This window comes from Denitrobaculum tricleocarpae (assembly GCF_007004665.1).
Taxonomy (GTDB): Bacteria; Pseudomonadota; Alphaproteobacteria; order Kiloniellales; family Kiloniellaceae; genus Denitrobaculum; species Denitrobaculum tricleocarpae.
In genome coordinates, this window is the sequence record NZ_ML660058.1 from 256,657 (window position 1) to 274,781 (window position 18,125).

18 protein-coding genes are annotated in these 18,125 nt (G+C 61.0%); 9 read left to right on the forward strand and 9 right to left on the reverse strand.

The features are described 5' to 3' along the window. Positions 1 to 23: 23 nt before the first annotated feature. Positions 24 to 1,208 carry a serine hydrolase domain-containing protein gene (locus FKG95_RS20265; RefSeq protein ID WP_142898225.1) on the reverse strand — a complete coding sequence of 395 codons (1,185 nt, stop codon included), beginning with the start codon at positions 1,206 to 1,208 and terminating at the stop codon, positions 24 to 26. Positions 1,209 to 1,498: 290 nt separating this feature from the next. Between FKG95_RS20265 and FKG95_RS20270 the strand changes: the two genes are divergently transcribed. Continuing rightward, positions 1,499 to 2,326: a chromate resistance protein ChrB domain-containing protein gene (locus FKG95_RS20270; RefSeq protein ID WP_142898226.1), complete on the forward strand. Its 828-nt coding sequence runs from the start codon at positions 1,499 to 1,501 to the stop codon at positions 2,324 to 2,326. After that, entirely contained in the window at positions 2,323 to 3,702 is a 1,380-nt protein-coding gene (chrA, locus tag FKG95_RS20275) for a chromate efflux transporter (RefSeq protein WP_142898227.1), read from the forward strand. The genes FKG95_RS20270 and chrA overlap by 4 nt, the downstream gene beginning before the upstream one ends. Here the strand turns inward: chrA and FKG95_RS20280 are convergent, their stop codons facing one another. Continuing rightward, a complete protein-coding gene (locus FKG95_RS20280; RefSeq protein WP_142898228.1) occupies positions 3,703 to 4,266 on the reverse strand; it encodes a TetR/AcrR family transcriptional regulator in 564 nt (187 codons plus the stop codon). Positions 4,267 to 4,687: 421 nt separating this feature from the next. Here FKG95_RS20280 and FKG95_RS30230 point away from each other — a divergent pair, with 421 nt between their 5' ends. From FKG95_RS30230 to FKG95_RS20305, 4 genes are all read left to right on the forward strand, one after another. Beyond that, a complete protein-coding gene (locus tag FKG95_RS30230; RefSeq protein ID WP_246116836.1) occupies positions 4,688 to 5,494 on the forward strand; it encodes a VOC family protein in 807 nt (268 codons plus the stop codon). Positions 5,495 to 5,783: 289 nt separating this feature from the next. Continuing rightward, positions 5,784 to 6,281 carry a fasciclin domain-containing protein gene (locus tag FKG95_RS20295; protein WP_425456769.1) on the forward strand — a complete coding sequence of 166 codons (498 nt, stop codon included), beginning with the start codon at positions 5,784 to 5,786 and terminating at the stop codon, positions 6,279 to 6,281. Positions 6,282 to 6,577: 296 nt separating this feature from the next. After that, a complete protein-coding gene (locus tag FKG95_RS20300) occupies positions 6,578 to 7,486 on the forward strand; it encodes a helix-turn-helix transcriptional regulator (RefSeq protein ID WP_142898229.1) in 909 nt (302 codons plus the stop codon). A gap of 47 nt (positions 7,487 to 7,533) precedes the next feature. After that, positions 7,534 to 8,226: a class I SAM-dependent methyltransferase gene (locus FKG95_RS20305; RefSeq protein WP_142898230.1), complete on the forward strand. Its 693-nt coding sequence runs from the start codon at positions 7,534 to 7,536 to the stop codon at positions 8,224 to 8,226. A 7-nt stretch (positions 8,227 to 8,233) separates the two neighbouring features. On the opposite strand, the gene FKG95_RS20310 is transcribed toward FKG95_RS20305, so the two are convergent. The 4 genes from FKG95_RS20310 to FKG95_RS29745 all read right to left on the reverse strand — a co-directional run bounded on the left by FKG95_RS20310 (position 8,234) and on the right by FKG95_RS29745 (position 11,414). Next, positions 8,234 to 9,073, reverse strand: a complete 840-nt coding sequence (locus FKG95_RS20310; protein WP_142898231.1) for an ABC transporter substrate-binding protein — start codon at positions 9,071 to 9,073, stop codon at positions 8,234 to 8,236. Positions 9,074 to 9,099: 26 nt separating this feature from the next. Further along, positions 9,100 to 9,861: an ATP-binding cassette domain-containing protein gene (locus FKG95_RS20315; RefSeq protein ID WP_142898232.1), complete on the reverse strand. Its 762-nt coding sequence runs from the start codon at positions 9,859 to 9,861 to the stop codon at positions 9,100 to 9,102. Continuing rightward, a complete protein-coding gene (locus FKG95_RS20320; RefSeq protein WP_142898233.1) occupies positions 9,854 to 10,561 on the reverse strand; it encodes an ABC transporter permease in 708 nt (235 codons plus the stop codon). The genes FKG95_RS20315 and FKG95_RS20320 overlap by 8 nt, the downstream gene beginning before the upstream one ends. Positions 10,562 to 11,243: 682 nt before the next feature. Beyond that, positions 11,244 to 11,414, reverse strand: a complete 171-nt coding sequence (locus FKG95_RS29745; RefSeq protein ID WP_179954191.1) for a hypothetical protein — start codon at positions 11,412 to 11,414, stop codon at positions 11,244 to 11,246. 321 nt (positions 11,415 to 11,735) lie between these two features. Between FKG95_RS29745 and FKG95_RS20325 the strand changes: the two genes are divergently transcribed. Together FKG95_RS20325 and FKG95_RS20330 are read left to right on the forward strand one after the other, a co-directional pair. Then, positions 11,736 to 12,743, forward strand: a complete 1,008-nt coding sequence (locus FKG95_RS20325) for an ABC transporter substrate-binding protein (protein WP_142898234.1) — start codon at positions 11,736 to 11,738, stop codon at positions 12,741 to 12,743. Between the two features lie 5 nt (positions 12,744 to 12,748). After that, on the forward strand, positions 12,749 to 14,464 hold the full coding sequence (locus FKG95_RS20330) for an ABC transporter permease (protein ID WP_218940283.1): 1,716 nt from the start codon (positions 12,749 to 12,751) through the stop codon (positions 14,462 to 14,464). Between the two features lie 20 nt (positions 14,465 to 14,484). On the opposite strand, the gene FKG95_RS20335 is transcribed toward FKG95_RS20330, so the two are convergent. Both FKG95_RS20335 and FKG95_RS20340 read right to left on the reverse strand, forming a co-directional pair. Next, positions 14,485 to 15,552 carry an ABC transporter ATP-binding protein gene (locus FKG95_RS20335; protein WP_142898235.1) on the reverse strand — a complete coding sequence of 356 codons (1,068 nt, stop codon included), beginning with the start codon at positions 15,550 to 15,552 and terminating at the stop codon, positions 14,485 to 14,487. Positions 15,553 to 15,686: 134 nt separating this feature from the next. Continuing rightward, positions 15,687 to 16,253 (reverse strand): MarR family winged helix-turn-helix transcriptional regulator, encoded by a 567-nt coding sequence (locus FKG95_RS20340; RefSeq protein ID WP_142898236.1) that lies wholly within the window; start codon positions 16,251 to 16,253, stop codon positions 15,687 to 15,689. Positions 16,254 to 16,478: 225 nt separating this feature from the next. Here FKG95_RS20340 and FKG95_RS20345 point away from each other — a divergent pair, with 225 nt between their 5' ends. Beyond that, positions 16,479 to 16,907 (forward strand): organic hydroperoxide resistance protein, encoded by a 429-nt coding sequence (locus FKG95_RS20345; RefSeq protein WP_142898237.1) that lies wholly within the window; start codon positions 16,479 to 16,481, stop codon positions 16,905 to 16,907. Positions 16,908 to 17,282: 375 nt separating this feature from the next. Here FKG95_RS20345 and FKG95_RS20350 read toward each other — a convergent pair whose 3' ends face one another. Continuing rightward, a complete protein-coding gene (locus tag FKG95_RS20350; RefSeq protein WP_179954192.1) occupies positions 17,283 to 18,041 on the reverse strand; it encodes an HXXEE domain-containing protein in 759 nt (252 codons plus the stop codon). Between the last annotated feature and the right edge of the window lie 84 nt (positions 18,042 to 18,125).

An 18,125-nucleotide genomic window follows, 5' to 3' on the forward strand; every position in this document is an offset into this window, starting at 1 on the left:
ACTCGGCTGAGCTTGACGGCTCGTTATCTGCTCGCCTTTTGGTCCAGCTGCAACCAGTCCCGCGCCGGTAGACCGTAGGCCATGTCCATCACCTCCAGCTGGATCGCTGTCGGCTTGCGGGAATTGGAGTTCCAGAGCACGACCACGCCTGTGTCCAGCGCAGGATCGAAGAGGATCAGTGAGCGGTAACCGTCGACGGCGCCGCGATGGCCGACCACCCGGTAACCCTCCGCGCTGTATTTGTAGACCCGCCAGGCCAGGGCGTAACGGGCGTCGCGGATGTGCCCGCCGTAACGGCCGCTCAACCTCGACTGTTCCCGGCGGGTGTAGACCCTCGGGCTGTGCAGGTTGTCCAGCTGCGCCTGTGGCAAAACTTCCGGCACGAGGCCCATCTGCGCGCGGGCGAAAAGTGCGAGATCCCGGATCGAGCCGTTGACTCCGCCGGCCGCCGGGACGCGGTAATAGGCCTCCTTGACCTTGCGGCGCTTCGCGGCTTTCGCGCCCCGGGCATAGCGGTGCGGCTCGGCCCAGGAGGCCGCGTTCTGCAGGCTGTCGCGCCCGATGCTGGCATTGGTCATACCCAGCGGTTTGAAGAGCAAGGTCTTCAGCGCCTGGCCGTAGGAAGACTGGGCGACGTTCTCGACCACTTCCGATACCGTATCGAAGGCGACATTCTGGTAGGAGTGACAGTCGCCGATCGGACAGACCGCCTTGAGTTTGCCCAGGCTGCGCCGGATTTCCACCGGGTCGCGGCCGTCTTCCAGCGTCGTGTCGTAGGCATTGGGGATGATGCCGAGCCTGTGGGAAAGTATATTTTCCAGGGTGGCATCACGTTCGGCTCCGCCGGGCAGGCGCAGGGAGGTCTCAAAGCCTGCGACCTTGTCCGAAAGCGACAAGGCGCCCTGCGCTTCAAGCCGAGCGGTCAGGCTGGACGCGACGCCCTTGGAGAGGGAGGCCCAGCGGAAGACTGTATCCGCCGTCACGGGCATGCCGCCGATCCGTGTCTCACCATATCCCCGGGCAAAGGTAATTTCGCCCTTCTCTATGACTCCGACAGCAAGACCAACAATGCCGGGATCCTCGGCCAGCCGGTTCAGGCGCTGATCCAGACGGTCATAGTCGATGGGGGCGGCAGAGGCCGGATGGCTCCCCGAGGCGAGTGCTGAAATGAATGCGGCAAACAAGATCGCGAAGCGCTTTGACGGCATAAGTTTCCTTTGAAGGGACAGGTCGACGCCGATCGACGGGGGCGGGATGCTTTGCAAGGTCACAAATTACGGAAATCGGGAAGCACTTGCCACGAGAATTATCATGTCGACAAACGAGAGACGAATGACGGCGGCAAGCCGATCATTGTGAAACTTCAAAGACGGCGGGGCTTCCAGGTTGACAGCCCGCAGTCTCGTTGCTACCCAATGTGGATGGGGTTTGCGATCACCCCGTGAGGCGTCAGCCCAAGAGTCGCGTCCTTGACCTTAATTTGAAGGGAGGGCGTGTTATGACGTCTCCAACAGAAATCACCGTAAATCAGTTGTCCCGCCTCATCGGACTGCCGTCTGCGCCTGCGATAGTCGATATTCGTATCGATGAAGACTATGCGCTCGACCCGAGATTGATTCCGGGATCCCGCCGCCGAAATTATCGAGAAACCAGCCAGTGGATGACCGACTATGCCGGACGGAAAGTCATCGTCATCTGCCATCGGGGCAAGAAGCTCAGTCAGGGAGTTGCCGCCTTGCTGCGGTGCGAGGGGATCGAGGCCGAGACTTTGGCTCTGGGTTTTGAGGGTTGGGCGGCAGCCGGGTTGCCGGCCATTGCGCCCGAAAAGCTGCCGCAACGTGACGAGAGGGGCCGGACACGTTGGGTCACCCGCGCCCGGCCGAAGATTGACCGAATCGCTTGTCCCTGGCTGATCCGGCGTTTCGTCGACCCCGATGCGGCCTTCCTTTTTGTGTCTCCCTCCGATGTGGAACAGGTGGGTGAGAAGTTCGGTGCGGTGCCTTTCGATACTGAGGGCGGCTTCTGGGATCACCGGGGTGAGGCCTGTTCCTTCGACACCCTGCTTGAAGAGTTCGGTCTTCAATCGGATGCCCTATCTCGTCTGGCGCTCATCGTGCGCGGGGCGGATACGGCCCGGCCCGAACTCGCACCTGAAGCGGCGGGCCTGCTCGCCGCGTCGCTGGGCCTGTCGCGCATGTACCGGGACGACCTTGAACAGCTCTCGGCTTCCATGGGGCTTTACGACTCGCTCTACCGCTGGTGCCGGGACGCCACGGGGGCAACCCACGACTGGCCTGCCCACAGATCTGCAATGGCTGTCCAATGAACGATCAAACCAAACTTGATAATGAGACGGCGCTTTCCGGAGATACTAAGGTCCCGCAATTGCCGAGTCTCGCCGAGGCGACCAGGGTCTGGCTGCGCATCGGTTGCCTTTCCTTCGGCGGCCCCGCGGGTCAGATTGCCCTGATGCACCGCGAGGTGGTGGATGAGCGCCACTGGATCAGTGACCGGCGCTTTCTCCATGCCCTGAACTTCTGTTCGCTGCTTCCCGGGCCCGAAGCGCAGCAGTTGGCGACCTACCTGGGTTGGCTGCTGCACGGCGCGAAGGGGGGGCTGATTGCCGGCTTGCTCTTCATCATACCGGGAGCGCTGGTCATGTTCGTCCTTTCCGCGATCTTCGTGATCGCAGGGGACGTTCCTGTGGTGGCGGCGCTCTTCTTCGGCCTGAAGTGTGCCGTCCTGGTGATTGTCTTCGAGGCCTTGTTGAAGGTCGCGCGACGGGCCCTGAAAGGGGGACTGCCCTGGCTGTTGGCCGCGGCGGCCTTCGGCGCGCTGTTTCTTTTCTCGGTTCCCTTTCCGGCGGTGGTGCTGAGCGCGGCACTGGTCGGTGCGCTGGCGCCGGGCGTCTTCTCCGGTGGCGCGCAGGGGGAAGTCAAATCCGGATCTCCGGCGCTGCTGGATGCGGTCATGGCAGCAGACCCGGATTATGCGAAAGGGTTGGCGAAAAGCGCGCGCCGCGCCGGCATTCTGTCGTTGGCGGCCTGGGTCGCGCCTGTCCTTGCGCTGCTGCCGTTCGCCGGAGTCTATGCCGACGTCGCCTGGTTCTTTTCCAAGATGGCGGTGGTCACCTTTGGCGGTGCCTATGCGGTTTTGACCTATGTCGCGCAGGAGGCCGTCGAGGGCTATGCCTGGCTCTCGGCTGCAGAGATGCTCACCGGACTGGGATTGGCCGAGACCACACCGGGCCCCCTGATTCTCGTTCTGCAATTTGTCGGGTTCCTGGCCGGGTATGGCCAGGAGGCCGGTCTTGCAGGCGCGGTGATCGCGGCACTGATCACGCTCTGGGTCACCTTCGCACCTTGCTTCGCCTTTGTCTTTCTGGGGGCGCCTGCGATCGAACGCCTGCAGGAAAAGCGTGCCTTGGCCGGTGCCCTCGCGGCGATCACGGCGGCCGTGGTCGGTGTCATCGCCAATCTGGCGCTCTGGTTCGGCCTTCGCGTCGTCTTCAGTGAGATGCAGGCGGTCGGCTGGGGCGCAGTGTCGCTCGATCTCCCGGTTCTACAGAGCATCCACCCTGCCGCAGTGATCATTGTTCTTCTGGCTGCCGTCGCACTCTTTCGTTTCAAGCTCGGCGTTCTCAAGACTCTCTCGCTCTGCTCGCTCGCAGGTCTGCTTCTGAAAGTGGGGCTGGGGCTGTAGTCAAGGTCCCGTATCCTGAAAAGCGCCGGTGCGTGGCAATAGAGATTCAGCGATGCCATCGAGCTGCAGCGGTCGCAGCTTGCTCGCGCCGTGTCCGATCATGATCCGGCCGACATAGCCCCAGTAGAGAAAAGCGGCGCGTGCGTTGATCTGCTGCGAGGAGAGGCCTTCCGAACTCAGCACCGCCGCGAGATACTTCAGTCGGATTTTGTCGACCGAGGCAACCGTCGCGGCCGCGCGCTGATTCTCCGTCGCCCAGGATCTGACGGCGCGCTCGAGAGCATTGTTGCCGCACATTGCTTTGCGCATCCAATGCTTCAGGCGTTCACCACTGGGATTGGCCTGCTCCACTTCGGCGATAATGCCGTCGGTCCTGACTTCCCGCCATCTGCGCAGCAGCGCGATGTGAAAGTCCTCGATATCCCGGAAATGCCAGTAGAAACTTCCACGCGATACATTCAGCGACTTGGCGAGCGGTTCAGCCTTGATCGCAGAGATTCCCGATTGAGCCAGAACGGCCAGACCATGATCCAGCCAGTCATCTTTCGAACGTCGTGTTTTCATACGTAATCCATACAGTAATGTATTGAATCCCTTTTAATGCGATAAGTTGTTTGATTGCTAGCATTTTTCGCGGACCCGGAGCGATTTTTCAGGAGGCGTTATGGAATAGCGAAGCCTGGATGCTTCGCGGCTGAGGCGGCTCGACGCACAAGGAGGCTTCTGGTGGGACAAATCGGCGCAGCGATGCCGGCGGAGTGTCCTTTGGGTCTCATCATGAACCTGTAAAGGGTCCACGACGCTATTGGACCGCACGGCTGGGAAGTCGTGAATCCAGAGCCTTCGGTGATGCCGCAGTCTTTATCAACGAGCTTGACCTTGAGGGAGAGAGCACAAGAAACTGATACAGTAGCTAAGAAGAGACCCGCCACATGCTGAGCGGTTTGATCAGATACTTTCAATCTCCTACTGGATAAGCTCTGCCATGTTCAGTCACTTCACTCTCGGTTCCAATGACCTGGCGCGCTCTCAGCGTTTCTATGATTCCGTGATGGCGGCATTGGATCAACGGCTGATCCAGGCTTCGCTGGAAGACGGCTACCTGATGTACGCGCCGGATGATGGGCGTCATCCTCATCTTTTCGTCTGTCAGCCCTTCGACGGTTTGCCGGCGACCTGGAGCAACGGCTTTCATATCGCTTTTAACGCGCCGGATCAGGCCACGGTCGAAAAGTTTCACGCGGCGGCGCTGGCCTACGGTGGTATCGATGACGGGGTGCCGGGGCTGAGACCGCACTACGCGCCGGATTACTACGCGGCCTACGTCCGCGATCCCGACGGTAACAAGCTCCAGGCCGTGTGTTACCTGGATGGGCGCACGAAGGGTCCGACCGGCGATGTCATCTCGCATATCACCCTGGGTCACAGCGACCTGCAGCGCGCGGGCATGTTTTACACTGCGGTCTTGGGGGCTCTCGGTGCGCAGGAGATACCGGAAGAGGGCGATGAGACCTCACTTGCTTTCGGCGGTGGCCAAAACGAACTCCCGGTGGTCTATATTCAGCTGCCCTTCGACGGCCGCCCGGTGACCTGGGGAAACGGCACGCATACGGCTTTCACGGCGCCGAGCCGTAAGGCCGTGCAGCAGTTCCACGCGGCCGCATTGGCCCATGGCGGTGTCTGCGAAGGACCGCCGGGACTTCGGCCGCACTACTCCGAATACTACTACGCGGCCTATGTTTGCGATGCCGTCGGCAACAAGCTGCAAGCGGTCTGCCGCACGCCATCGTAATGCTGAGAAGTCAGAGTCTCTTTGTCATCGAACGATGATGTTTAAAGCTGCGCGGCTTTCCGGTCTGGAAAAGGTCGCCGGAAGACGTTGGCGGTTCGTAGCAGCCTGGAACGAGACAGGCACTCTATAAAAACGCGGATCGTAAAAAGAATATTTTCCTTTTAATTCCATGTGTTTACCCAGCGTCCGCTGCGGTTGTTTCGCGCGGGGTGTAAATTTTTGGTGATCCAACTCTACTGCAGGGTCGTAAGTGGTGGCATCAACAAAACATCACCTGGGAGTGCTAATTGTGCGAGTCACGAATATCTTTAAAGCCTTTGTTTTGATCATCCCCTTCGCTTTGGGCGCCTGCGCCAGTCACAGCGACAAAGACATGAAAAAAGACATCGTCGATACCGCTGTCGGCGCCGGTCAGTTCAACACTCTGGTTGCCGCGGTTCAGGCCGCCGATCTGGTTGACACGCTGAAAAGCAAAGGCCCCTTCACGGTCTTCGCACCGAATGACGACGCCTTTGCCAAGCTGCCTGCCGGTACGGTCGAAAACCTCCTGAAGCCGGAAAACAAGGACCAGCTCGTTGCGATCCTGACCTATCATGTCGTCCCGGGTAAGATCATGTCCGCCGACATCGCGGGCAAAACCGCTGATGTCGCGACGGTGCAGGGTGGAGAGCTCGCTGTCGACGCCACCAGCGGTGTGAAGGTCAATGACGCAACCGTCATCGCTGCCGATGTGGGCGCTTCCAACGGTGTGATCCACGTTATTGATACCGTCTTGCTGCCGAAGTAACCCCGCCTGAGCATGCAAGCACGAGAGCCTCGCCCCTGCGGCGGGGCTCTTATCTTTTGAGGCACTCGTTTGTGTCTGATAAACCCAATCTGAATTGATGCTGTTTGGGCGGCCATAACCGCTCCACGACGCCACATACACCCGCCAAATGCCGTTGGCGGTAAAAGCCCGGAGATCTGAGGCCTGCGGTCGGACCCTGCGCGGCTCTGTCATCGGACGCCCCGGTCAGCCAAATGCGCTGCGGACTACGCCGATATCGGCTTCACTCGGCGGAGGAGGCGGTGTATTGATGGGGCATGGAAGTTCGAAGCAATACCCCGGAATACCTGACCACCCGCGAAGTTGCCGAATTGCTGCGGGTCAAGGAGCGCAAGGTCTATGAGATGGCTGCGGCGGAAGAGATTCCCTGCCGCCGGGTGACAGGCAAACTCCTGTTTCCACGCGCCGAACTCGAGGCCTGGCTGATCGGCGATCAGACCCCCGCCGTGGGGGCGCCACAGCAGGTCACACGCAGGACGCCGGCAAACGTTGTCGCCGGCAGTCATGATCCTCTGCTGGACTGGGCGATCCGGGAATCCGGATCCGGCCTGGCAACCTTTTTCGATGGCAGCCTGGATGGCCTGACACGGGTTGAGTCCGGTGATGCCTTGGCGGCCGGCCTCCATGTCTTCGAGCCGGACCGGGATGACTGGAACATCAAGCATGTCAGCGAGGCTCTCGAGTCTGCGCCTATCGTCCTGGTCGAATGGGCTATTCGCAGCCAGGGTTTGCTGCTTTCCAGGGAATTGGAGGGAACCGTCCGCGGTATCGGTGATCTGCGCGGCAAACGGCTGGTCCGACGGCAACCGGCCGCGGGCGCGGGTATTCTCCTGAGTTATCTGCTTGAGGAGGCCGGGATCGCTGCGGACGAGGTAAGCTTCGCCAAGGACGTGGCCCGCACGGAGACCGACGCGGCGGTGGCCGTGGCCTCGGGCCGAGCCGATGCGGCACCAGGCCTGGAAGCCATGGCCCGGCAGTTCGGGCTGGCTTTCGTGCCCACGCAAAAGGAGCGCTTTGACCTCATTGTCGATCGGCGGGCCTGGTTCGAACCGCCGTTCCAGGCCTTATTGGAGTTCTGCAGGGGAGCGTCCTTCGCCGACAAGGCCGCGGAACTGGGCGGCTATAACCTGAGCGGTCACGGACGGGTTCATTGGAACGGCGCGTGACGTTCAGCAGTTGGCGCACGACAAGCTCATGATAGGGCTGACGCGCAATGACTGAGCCGACAAAAAGTGCACGGGACTGGGATGCGCGCTATCAGGCGGTCGAGGGTGGCCTGTTCGGCGAGAGTGCCAACGAGTATCTGCGCATGTTTTGCGCCCGCTCGGATTTCATGGAGTTCAACACCCATTTGGGGCAAGCCTGCAGGGTGCTGTGTCTGGCAGACGGCGATGGCCGGAACGGCACCTGGCTGGCGCAATGCGGCTATGAGGTCACCGCAGTCGATCATTCGGCGGAAGCCACGCGCCGTGCGATCGCGCGGGACCAGGCGGCGGGCGTGACGGTCGAGCGCATCACGGCTGATCTTTCGGACTGGATGCCTGAAGCCGGGCGCACTTGGGATTTCGCCTGCATTCTCTATCTGCATGGCACGCGCGCGCTCCGGGAACGCGCGGTGCGCCTTGCCTATGAGACACTTACGCACGATGGCTGGTTTTTACTGGAGGGCTTTTCCAAAGCCCAGGCGGATCGCGATGCCATGGGGCCCGACGATCCGGATAAGCTCTACGATGGCAAGGAGCTTCGAATCTGGCTGTCGGATGCGCTGGTGATCGAGGCAACCAGCGGCAGGCTCACTCTCGAAGAAGGGCGGCGGCACGCGGGGGAAGCTGAGGTGGAGAGGCTTGTCGCGCGCCGCCGCTTTAGTGCCGGGTCAGGTGTCAACCCGGCGGACGTCTGGTCGTAGGGTTTGGTTAGCTGCTGGGCTGTTTATCTGCGTTGGGGAAAAACAGCTGCTGGCCGTCACGTTTATAGTCTGCGATCGCGGTCTGGCCCTCTTTGGACAAGACCCAATCGATGAAGGTTTGGCCCAGGTCTGCCTTTACGCGCGGGCAGGCATCCGGGCTCACCTGGATGATGCCGTACTGATTGAACATGGCGTCGTCGCCCTCGACGGCGATGGCGTAGTCGCCCTTGTTTTCAAAGGCGATCCAGGTCGCCCGGTCGGTCATGACGTAAGCGTTCATGCCAACGGCGACATTGAGGGTCGCGCCCATGCCCGAGCCGGTTTCCCGGTACCAGCTTCCGCTGTCGCCCGAGGGGTCGATCCCGGCGGCTTTCCAAAGCGCCAGTTCCTTTTTATGAGTGCCGCTGTCATCGCCGCGCGATGCAAAGGGGGCGCCGGCCTTCTTGATGGCGCTCAAGGCGGACTTTACATCGCTTGAGCCCGAGACTCCTGCCGGGTCCGCGGCCGGGCCGACAATGACGAAGTCGTTGTACATGACATCCGCCCGCGAGACGCCGTAGCCGGCCGCAACGAACTTCTCTTCCGAAGCTTTCGCGTGCACCAGCAGAACATCGCCGTCACAGTTCTGCGCATTCTTGATCGCCTGACCGGTGCCGACCGCAACCACGCGGACCTCAATTCCGGTCTTTGCGGCGAACTGCGGCAGGAGCGCGTCGTAGAGGCCTGAATTCTGGGTCGAGGTGGTGGACTGGACGATGATGAACTTGTCCTCGGCACTCACCTGACCAAGCGTCAGACTGCCGGCAAATGCGGTGGCGAGAAGAAGGGAAAGACTGCGATTTTTCATTTTTGGATCCATGGCAATTGATTGGACTAAAAAAGAAGGTGCCCGCTGAGATAGGTTCTGCCCTCTCGGGAACGGGGTGCGTCGAAAAACTGAGCCGCGCTGGTGACCTCGGTCACCCGGCCATGATTGAGAAACACGATCTCGTCGGCGAGCCTCTGGGCCTGGCCGCGATCATGGGTCACCAGGAGAACCTTGGCCCCGCTTGCTGCGGCGGTCCGGATGAGATCCTCGATCGCGGCGGTTGCCTGGGGATCGAGGCTCGCGGTCGGTTCATCGAGCAGCAGCAGTTTGGGCCGCGCCGCAAGCGCGCGCACTAGGGCCACACGCTGTTGCTCGCCACCGGAGAGAACCCGCGCCGGCCGGTCTGCCAGTTCCTTCAGGTGCCCCATCTCCAGCAGCTCTTCCAGCCTCTGACCCTGTTCGGATCGCGGAACCCCATAAATCTTGAGCGCGTGTTTCAGGTTGGCGCGCACCGAACGCCGCAGCAGGACCGGTTTCTGAAACACCAGCGCCACGCGCTGCGAGGGCAGGGTTTCGGTCCCGTTCCAGCGGATCTTGCCTTGCCCCGGTGCGATCAAGCCGGCCATGATCCGGAGCGTGAGACTCTTGCCCGCGCCGTTCGGCCCCATTAGAACGGTCGTTCCGTGGGCGGCGAGTGTCAGGTTCAAGCCATCGACCAGAGCTTTGCCCTGGCGTTCGAAAACCACGTCCTGAAGCGCGATAGCCGGTGGTTCTATGCCGGATTCAATGACCGAAAGATGGCTCTCGCGGGTGTGGGTTTCAGGCATAGGCCAAGCGCTCCGCAGACTTGCGCAGTCCCATCAGGCCGGCATTCACCAGGATCGAAAGACCGACGAGAATGATACCCAGGCCAAGCGCCAGGGCGAGCGCACCCTTGGAGGTCTCCAGGGCAATAGCGGTGGTCATGACCCGGGTGACATGGTTGATATTGCCGCCGACAATCATGACGGCGCCGACTTCCGCCAGGGCGCGCCCGAGACCGGCCAGGGCCGCCGTGAGGAGGGAATAGCGGGCATCCCAAAGCAGGGTCGCGACCGTCGAAAGACGCCTCGAACCCATGGAGCGCAGGAGCTCGTCATATTCGCTGTGCATGTCCTCGATCACCTGCCGGGTGAGGGCGGCAATGATCGGCGTGACCAGGATCGACTGGGCAATGATCATGGCGGTTGGGGTATAGAGCAATTGCAGCACGCCCAGTGGGCCTGCGGCGGAGAGCATCATATAAACCGCCAGCCCGACCACCACGGGCGGCAGGCCCATCAGGGCGCTGATCAGAACGACAAGCGTCGCGCGCCCGGGAAACTTCCCGACTGCAAGGACGGCACCCAGCGGCAGACCGATGATGCAGGCGATCACCACCGCGGTGAAGGTCACACGCATGGAAAGGCCGATGATTTCCATCAGCGCCGGGTCGAACCCGGCAATCAGTGCAAAGGCTTGCCCGAAGGCGGCCCCGAAGTCCTGCATTCCTGCATCCTACAGTCGAGATATCGCGCTTGCAGAAGCCTGACTACAACCGCTGATATTTCGATTTTCCGGAAAAAACAGAAAAAAACAACAAAAAACAACAAATAACGTGATTTGAAAAACTGATCACGGAGTCAAAAAGCAGGCATTCGTTTGGGTTTGCAGGCCTGTGAGCAGGCGAGAGTGGGCTGGAAATCTCGGATTTCAGGCCGGACATCGGACCGCCCGCTGCCCGCTCGAGGCTCGACGATAAGTGTTTTATGGATGTCGAGAGGGTTTCTTAACTCAAGGATTCGCCGCAGCTTGCGCAGGTTTTAACCCGCTTGAAAGGGTTGTAGTTCGTCACGCTCCCTCCGCAGGAGCCACAAAACCTGACGACCCAGAGAACGAACAAAACGCAGAGCGTCACGATGGGAACAAAGACATAAAAGACCGGCGGCGGCGCGCCCTCTATCCACAGGACGCCTAGCGTAACAATCCCCAGGAGGATGACCAGACTCCGAAATGCCTTTGATTTCATTGTGTTATTACTCGTCTAAAAAAATGCAGTCGCGAGATGCTGTTCCTCCAAAAACAAAAAGAAGGGCCCGGCTAAATTCCAGGTGCAGCAAGGGTGTTTTATCGGAATTCTTTATGACCTTTTTGGGCGAGGGTCATGCGCGTAAATCTCGTACCCTTTCAGCTAAACCCAAAAGGCCCACCACTTTTCCCGGGTCAGATAGAGCGCCGCAGCGAGGATGCCCAGTAAAAGCGGGATGTGAATGATGAATTCACCATTGAGCAGAACGGCGAGAAGACCGAGCCCGAAGCCGACCGCAAAGGCAAGAGCTGTTTTGAGAAGTTTCGCTATCATGGTGCTTGAGACGTCATATGTTCAAAACTCAAGAGACTTACGGATCGCGATGAGGGCCGTAAAGCTTCTCGGATATGGTTTTACGCTCCGTCGAGGCGCGGGAGACGTTCGAAGGCACCCGGCAATTTTGAGACACACGGCGTTATCCCCTGCAGTCTGCATCACCGCTGGTCGAAACTGAAGAGTGATCTTCCTTGAATTGGATCAAAAGCCTGCGGCTGCTCTTGAAAAAGCGGGTGTCGCGCGAAAAGCTGTCACATAGAGTGGGTAGCTTGCCGTTTTGTTTTGCGCCGGATTCGCGCTCGAAGGAGATCAGCGATTATGAAGAGACTTGTTTCAGCCGTGACGGCAGTGACCTTTGCCGCCACCGCTTTTACCGCCACTTCAATGGTGAGTTTTGCCGTCGCGGAGGAAGTTGCCGGTAAGCTGGTGCTGTACACCTCGCAGCCGAACAAGGACGCGCAGCAGACGGTCGATGCCTTCACCACGAAGCACCCGGGCGTCGAGGTCGAGTGGGTGCGGGACGGCACGACCAAGATCATGGCCAAGCTGCGGGCCGAGTTCGCGGCGGGCGCGCCGAAACCGGACCTGCTGCTGATCGCCGATATCGTGACCATGGAAGGCCTGAAGCAGGAAGGGCGCCTGATGGCTCACCCCGATGCCGATGTTTCCGCCTACGACGCGGGCATCATGGATCAGGACAAGACCTACTTCTCCACCAAGCTGATCACCACGGGCATCGTCTACAACACCGCCGCGCCCTTCAAGCCGACCTCCTACAAGGATCTTTTGAAGCCGGAAGCCGAGGGCAAGATTGCCATGCCGTCGCCGCTCACCTCCGGTGCCGCCACGATCCATATGGCGACCCTGACCTCGAACCCGCAGCTGACCTGGGATTTCTACGAGGGCCTGGCGTCTCAGGGGGCCAACCCCAAGGGCGGCAACGGCGGTACCTACAAAGCCGTCGCCGGCGGCGAGAAGCTCTTCGGCTTCGTGGTCGATTTTCTGCCGATCCGCAATAAGCTGAAGGGCGCGCCGGTTGAGTTCGTGTTCCCGAGCGAGGGCGTTTCCGCGGTGACCGAGCCTGTCGCTATCCTGCAAACCGCGCAGAACCCGGCTGCCGCGAAGGCCTTCGTCGACTTCCTGCTCTCGCCGGAAGGGCAGCAGCTAGCGGCCGATCAGGGTTATCTGGCGGCCCATCCCGCGATCACGCCGCCGGAGGGTTTTCCTTCGCGCGATCAGATCAAGCTGATGGACTTCGACGCCGCGAAAGCCCTGAAGGACGATAAAAGCAACAAGATGAAGTTTACCGATATCTTTGGCGGCTGATCCGCGTGAACTTGCGTCCGGCCCGGCGGTTTTTGAGCGGCGAGGGTTTTCCTCTCGCCGCAATTCTTTTGGTCGTCTTCTTTTTCTGCGGCTTTCCGCTGCTCCTGCTCTTCAAAATCGGCCTGAGCGGTGAAGACGGCCTCTCGCTCGCACTCTTTGGCGAGGCGCTCGCCAGCCGCTCGGTGCTGCGCGCCCTCTGGCACAGCTTCGAAAGCAGCTTCCTGGCGGCGGGCTTCGCCACCCTGATCGGCCTCGGCCTCGCGCTGACCATCGGTCTGACGGACGTCAGGGCCAAGGGGCCGCTGGTCTTCCTGATCCTCCTGCCGATGATGATCCCGCCCCATGTGACCGCGATCTCCTGGATCCAGGCGCTGGGACCCGCAAGCCCGGTCCTCCAGTGGCTGGGACTTGCGCCGGAGCCTGGCTCGACCCATCCGATCTATTCCCGCGAAGGCATTGTCGCGCTGCTGACCATTCAGCACAGTCCGCTGGTTTTCCTGATCCAGCGCGCGGCTTTGCGGTCTTTCCCCCGCGAGCTCAGCGATGCTGCGCGGGTGTCGGGGGCAGGGGGCTGGCGCCTGCTGACGCGCATCGTCGTGCCCTTGCTGGCCCCAAGCCTGCTGTCAGGTTTTGCGCTGGCTTTCGTGGCGGCGCTGGGGAACTTCGGGATCAACGCGCTGCTGGGCATCCCCGCGCGCTATACGACCCTGCCGGTCCTGATGTGGCGGCGTCTGGCCAGCTTCGGGCCGGACGTGCTGCCCAACGTGGCGGTGATCGCGATCATCCTGGCGCTGGTGACCCTGGCGGCGCTGGCGGTCCAGTTCCACTTTCAGCGGCGCATGCGCCTGGCGCTGGTCGGCCTGCCTCAGGCACCGCTGGCGATCCGGTTGGGGCGCTGGCGCGGGGCCAGCGAGGCCGGAATATGGCTCTTCGTGGCGGCGACGCTCTTGCTGCCGCTGGTCTCGCTGCTGGCGACCGCCCTGGTGCCGACCTACGGCCTGCCTTTGAGCTGGGCCACGGTCACCCTGGATAACTTCGCGGAAGTCATTTTCTATCAGTCTGTTACGGCCCGCGCCTTTCTGAACTCGACCCTGACGGCCGGCACGGCGGCGCTGGCGATTGCGGTTCTTTCCATCGGGCTCGGCTACTATCTGATCACCGGGCGCGGGCTGGTGCGCAAGGCGGCCTCGGCCACGGCGACCCAGGTGGAGATCACCTTCGCGATCCCGGGGCTGGTGATTTCCATCGCCTTCATTCTGGCCTTCATCCGCCCGCTGCCGTTGGTCGACTTCAGTCTCTACGGCACCATCTGGATCATCCTGATCGCCTACGTCTCGGCCTTCTTTGCGGTCGGGCTGAAGCCGGTCGCGGCGGCTTATACCCAGCTCGATGTCAGCCTCGACGATGCCGCGCGGGTCTCGGGCGCCGGCCTGATGCGGCGCATGCGCAAGGTCTTCGCGCCCCTGGTCGCGCCGGCGGCGGCGTCGGGGGCAATTCTGGTTTTTCTCACCGCTTACAACGAGATAACGGTCTCGGCATTGCTCTGGTCGACGGGCAGCGAGACCATCGGGACGGTGATTTTCAATTACGAGGACGGCGGCTACACGACCCTGGCGGCGGCGATGGCGGCGATCACCGTGGCGGCGACGGTGCTGCTGATGTTCGGATTGAACCTCCTGGCGCCGAGGCTGCAGCCGGGTGTCATTCCCTGGCGGGACTGACGCCCACTTAAAGCCGTGCCTCAGCTTTCGGGCAGAAGCCACGCCCGTTTCAGGTAAAGCGGCAGGCTGTCCCCCGGGCTGACCCGCTCCGGCAGGTTCAGGGCGAGGAGTGTTTCCAGGCCCTCGAGGCGCGCCGCAACCTCCCAGAAGCCGCCACGATAGGCGACCCGTTCGGCGATGGCCGTCACGGCGGCCCGCTCCGGGTCCAAAACGACATCTTCCGGACGGACCAGAATGCGGGCCGGTTTCTTTTCGTTATGACATACATTTGCCACAGCTGATGAAGTGGCCGCGACCTCCAGTCCGCCGATCCGGATCAGGGCTTCGTCCCGGCCATTGCGGTTCAAAACCTCGCCATCCAGAATCGCACTGCGTCCGATAAAACGCGCGACCCGCTCACTGGCCGGCCGGCGGTAAATTTCGCTCGGCGCGCCGACCTGCAAAATCTGCCCCTGCCACATCACCGCGAGACGGTCGGCGAGGGCCATCGCCTCGCGCTGGTCATGGGTGATGTAGAGCACGGTCGTGCGGGAGGCGCGGTGGAAGCGGGCGAGTTCCTCTTCCATGGTGGCGCGCAGGTGCGGATCGAGATTGGCGAGCGGTTCGTCCATCAGAATGGTCTCCGCGCCCTGGGCGAGACAGCGGGCGAGGGCGACGCGCTGGCGCTGGCCGCCGGAGAGCTCGGCGGGCTTGCGCCGGGCGAAGGCTTCTAGTTCGACCGTGCTCAGATGCCGCTGCGCCTGGTCCAGGGCCGCGCGCTTGCCGGCGCCCGCCGCCTCCAGCGGAAAGCCGACGTTGGCCTCGACGGACATATGGGGCCAGAGGGCGTAGGACTGAAAGACCACACCGACGTTGCGGTCTTCCGGCGCGACATGCAGCCCGTCGCCCGCGACCGGCCGCCCGCCGATGGTGATGGACCCGCTGTCCAGGCTCTCCAGACCCGCCGCGAGCCGCAGCAGGGTGGTCTTGCCGCAGCCCGACGGCCCCAGGACGGCGAAGAACTCCCCGGCAGCGATTTCCAGGGAGACCGCATCCAGGACCTTCTCGGTTCCGAAAGACTTTGTGACGTCGGATAAGGTGATGGACATGATCTGCCTAAGCTGGAAATGCGGATGCCGGAGAGCCGAATTGCATTCCGGTTTTGCAGCATATTGCGGAATGCTTAGCAAGCGCGTTTGACGGCCAGAAGAGAGCGACAGCCGCATTCCGATTGCACCGGGATCTATTCCGCTGCTGCCCGGACCAGGTTTTCGCGCAAGTCCGCGATCTGGGTCTGAAGGTTCAGCAGAGCTTTCTCGCCCAGACCGGAGGCGGCATGGATGCAGCCGGGGATCTTGCGGGCTTTGGACTTCAAGCGCCGGCCCTCGGGTGTCAGCGAAACCCGCACCTGCCGCTCGTCCGTGGCGTCACGGCGGCGCGCCAGAAGGCCCATGGTCTCCAGCCGTTTGAGCAACGGGGTCACGGTGCTGGACTCCAGGAAGAGCTTTTCGCAGATCTCGCCGACGGTCTGGCCGTCCCGCTCCCAGAGCGCAGAGAGCGCGATGTACTGCGGATAGGTCACGCCGAGCTCGTCAAGCAGGGGTTTATAGACGCGGTTCATGGCGTGGTTTGCGGAATAGAGCGCAAAGCAGATGAAGTCGTCCAGGGCCGGGCCGTCGGCGCGCGGAGCCCCTTTCTGCGCTGAAGTCCGGGATTGTCGGGGTGCGGGTTTTTGTGCATTGCCACCACCGGCTTTGACGCTCTGCGTTTTGGGTCTCTGTGCCTTAGATTTTTGGGTCTTGCCGCTCATATTTGCTATCCTGTTTGCCTGCGGCGCCGTCTCGGTACGCGCGCGTCGTTCTATTTAAGTCGTGTGCGATATTATCGCAAGCACTTGACAGGCTTGCTTCAGGTATCCATTTATATCGCACACGATATAATCGTAAGCGATATTGTGATATGACCTGTTCCAGTACAACCGTAGCTGCCGGGGGTCTTTCAAGTCCCTGTCATCACCTCAGCAAAGGAGAATACCATGTCCGTAAACGTTCTTTACACCACCTCCGCCCGCGCCACCGGTGGCCGGGACGGCCATTCCGCAACCCTGGACGGCAACTTCGCCGTAAAGCTGGCGACCCCCAAGGAACTCGGCGGGGCCGGGGGCGAGGGCAACAACCCGGAACAGCTCTTCGCCGCCGGCTATGCCGCCTGTTTCCTCGGCGCCATGAAGTTCGTCGCCTCCCAGGAGGCGGGCCTGAGCGTCCCGGAAGACACCAGCGTTACCTCAAAAGTCGGCATCGGCCCGCGCGCCGCCGGCGGCTTCGGGCTGGAGGTCTCGCTCTCGGTCGTCCTGCCGGGCATCGAGCGCGCCGAGGCAGAGAGCCTGGTTGCCAAGGCGCACGAGGTCTGTCCCTATTCTAATGCGACCCGCAACAACATCGACGTACAGTTGACGGTCCTGTAGGTCGGTTTTGCACGGCGAAGGCCCGGCATGCGCGCGCGTGTGCCAGGCCTTTTGGGGTGGAGACAACCGTTGTTCGGCATAGATCGATTCACAGCTGCTGAGAATAGTCGAGCATTTCTCCATCAGCGCTAGAGCAGATCCGGTTTAGATGGAATCGCCTTCGGCGATCCGTCGTACCGGTGAATCTGCTCTAGCACTATGATGTAGAGCGAGTTCACATGTTTTATCGAAAACACAGAGTGTTTCCGTTAAAACATGACACGCTCTAGCACTTACGGTTGGCGTGGTATCGCTTCGTTTTGCACCCCTAAAGCAGGAAAGAAGGTGTCATCGAATCAGTGGCATTCGATCAGCTAATCCAAGTCGGAACGACCGTCATTTTTCAGCGCGAAACAAGAAAACCGGTAAGATCGACCAACCAACCAAAAGCGCGAAATAGGTGATCTCAGAGATCGTCTGCAGCCAGCCAGACAAGATCATGCCACCAATCATGATGACATGTGCTAACCCGCCCCAACCCAAGCTGGCAGCGATCGCCTGCCATCTCGCGACACCAGACCGGAAGATCCACAGGTAGGTTGTCAGCCCAATTGGCAAAAATAAAATGGAAGCTGTTAGCAGACCCGGATTGTAATCACCCCGAACGCTCCAGGCTCCAAGGTGAGTAAGTGCATTCACCACGACAATCGCCGCCATGCAAAGCGTCGGAAACACCTGGTCGGGCCCTCGCCATATGGCGAGCGCAGCCACAAGCCAGACAAGGGACGTATTGATCACGAAGACCCCTGCATCTGAAAGCACCGGCCGCGCGTTCTCCGCAGCGCCCAGTGACTCCAAAACTGTGGCATTTAGATAGGGTTTGAAGGAGTAGTTGTTGCCGTAGATGTCAACCCAATGCTCTTCGAACTGGTGCGCGATGTAGGCGATCAGCAAGAGCAGTGCAACCGCGCGGACATCTACTGTTGGCCTGAGCCTGGCTTCCTGACGAAACGTCAAGGCAATGAAGAGCAGGAACGGCGCCATGAAGGTGCCGACCTTCATCCAATGCTCTATCAAGAAAACCTGCTGGCCTAATGGCACCCAAAGCATCGCAAACGAGACACTCAAACAAGCGATCCCGGCGGTTTTCTTCATCTCAAGAATATCCTCCGAACATACTGGACTATCATCTGCACGAACCATCACGTCCCTGACCCGAAGCAATCATTCGGGCAAGCC

Excerpts from the sequence above, each read along its gene's own strand:
- FKG95_RS20265 (WP_142898225.1), bottom strand. The coding sequence starts at position 1,208 with ATGCCGTCAAAGCGCTTCGCGATCTTGTTTGCCGCATTCATTTCAGCA.
- FKG95_RS20270 (WP_142898226.1), top strand. The coding sequence starts at position 1,499 with ATGACGTCTCCAACAGAAATCACCGTAAATCAGTTGTCCCGCCTCATC.
- chrA (WP_142898227.1), top strand. The coding sequence starts at position 2,323 with ATGAACGATCAAACCAAACTTGATAATGAGACGGCGCTTTCCGGAGAT.
- FKG95_RS20280 (WP_142898228.1), bottom strand. The coding sequence starts at position 4,266 with ATGAAAACACGACGTTCGAAAGATGACTGGCTGGATCATGGTCTGGCC.
- FKG95_RS30230 (WP_246116836.1), top strand. The coding sequence starts at position 4,688 with ATGTTCAGTCACTTCACTCTCGGTTCCAATGACCTGGCGCGCTCTCAG.
- FKG95_RS20300 (WP_142898229.1), top strand. The coding sequence starts at position 6,578 with ATGGAAGTTCGAAGCAATACCCCGGAATACCTGACCACCCGCGAAGTT.
- FKG95_RS20305 (WP_142898230.1), top strand. The coding sequence starts at position 7,534 with ATGACTGAGCCGACAAAAAGTGCACGGGACTGGGATGCGCGCTATCAG.
- FKG95_RS20310 (WP_142898231.1), bottom strand. The coding sequence starts at position 9,073 with ATGAAAAATCGCAGTCTTTCCCTTCTTCTCGCCACCGCATTTGCCGGC.
- FKG95_RS20315 (WP_142898232.1), bottom strand. The coding sequence starts at position 9,861 with ATGCCTGAAACCCACACCCGCGAGAGCCATCTTTCGGTCATTGAATCC.
- FKG95_RS20320 (WP_142898233.1), bottom strand. The coding sequence starts at position 10,561 with ATGCAGGACTTCGGGGCCGCCTTCGGGCAAGCCTTTGCACTGATTGCC.
- FKG95_RS29745 (WP_179954191.1), bottom strand. The coding sequence starts at position 11,414 with ATGATAGCGAAACTTCTCAAAACAGCTCTTGCCTTTGCGGTCGGCTTC.
- FKG95_RS20325 (WP_142898234.1), top strand. The coding sequence starts at position 11,736 with ATGAAGAGACTTGTTTCAGCCGTGACGGCAGTGACCTTTGCCGCCACC.
- FKG95_RS20335 (WP_142898235.1), bottom strand. The coding sequence starts at position 15,552 with ATGTCCATCACCTTATCCGACGTCACAAAGTCTTTCGGAACCGAGAAG.
- FKG95_RS20340 (WP_142898236.1), bottom strand. The coding sequence starts at position 16,253 with ATGAGCGGCAAGACCCAAAAATCTAAGGCACAGAGACCCAAAACGCAG.
- FKG95_RS20345 (WP_142898237.1), top strand. The coding sequence starts at position 16,479 with ATGTCCGTAAACGTTCTTTACACCACCTCCGCCCGCGCCACCGGTGGC.
- FKG95_RS20350 (WP_179954192.1), bottom strand. The coding sequence starts at position 18,041 with ATGAAGAAAACCGCCGGGATCGCTTGTTTGAGTGTCTCGTTTGCGATG.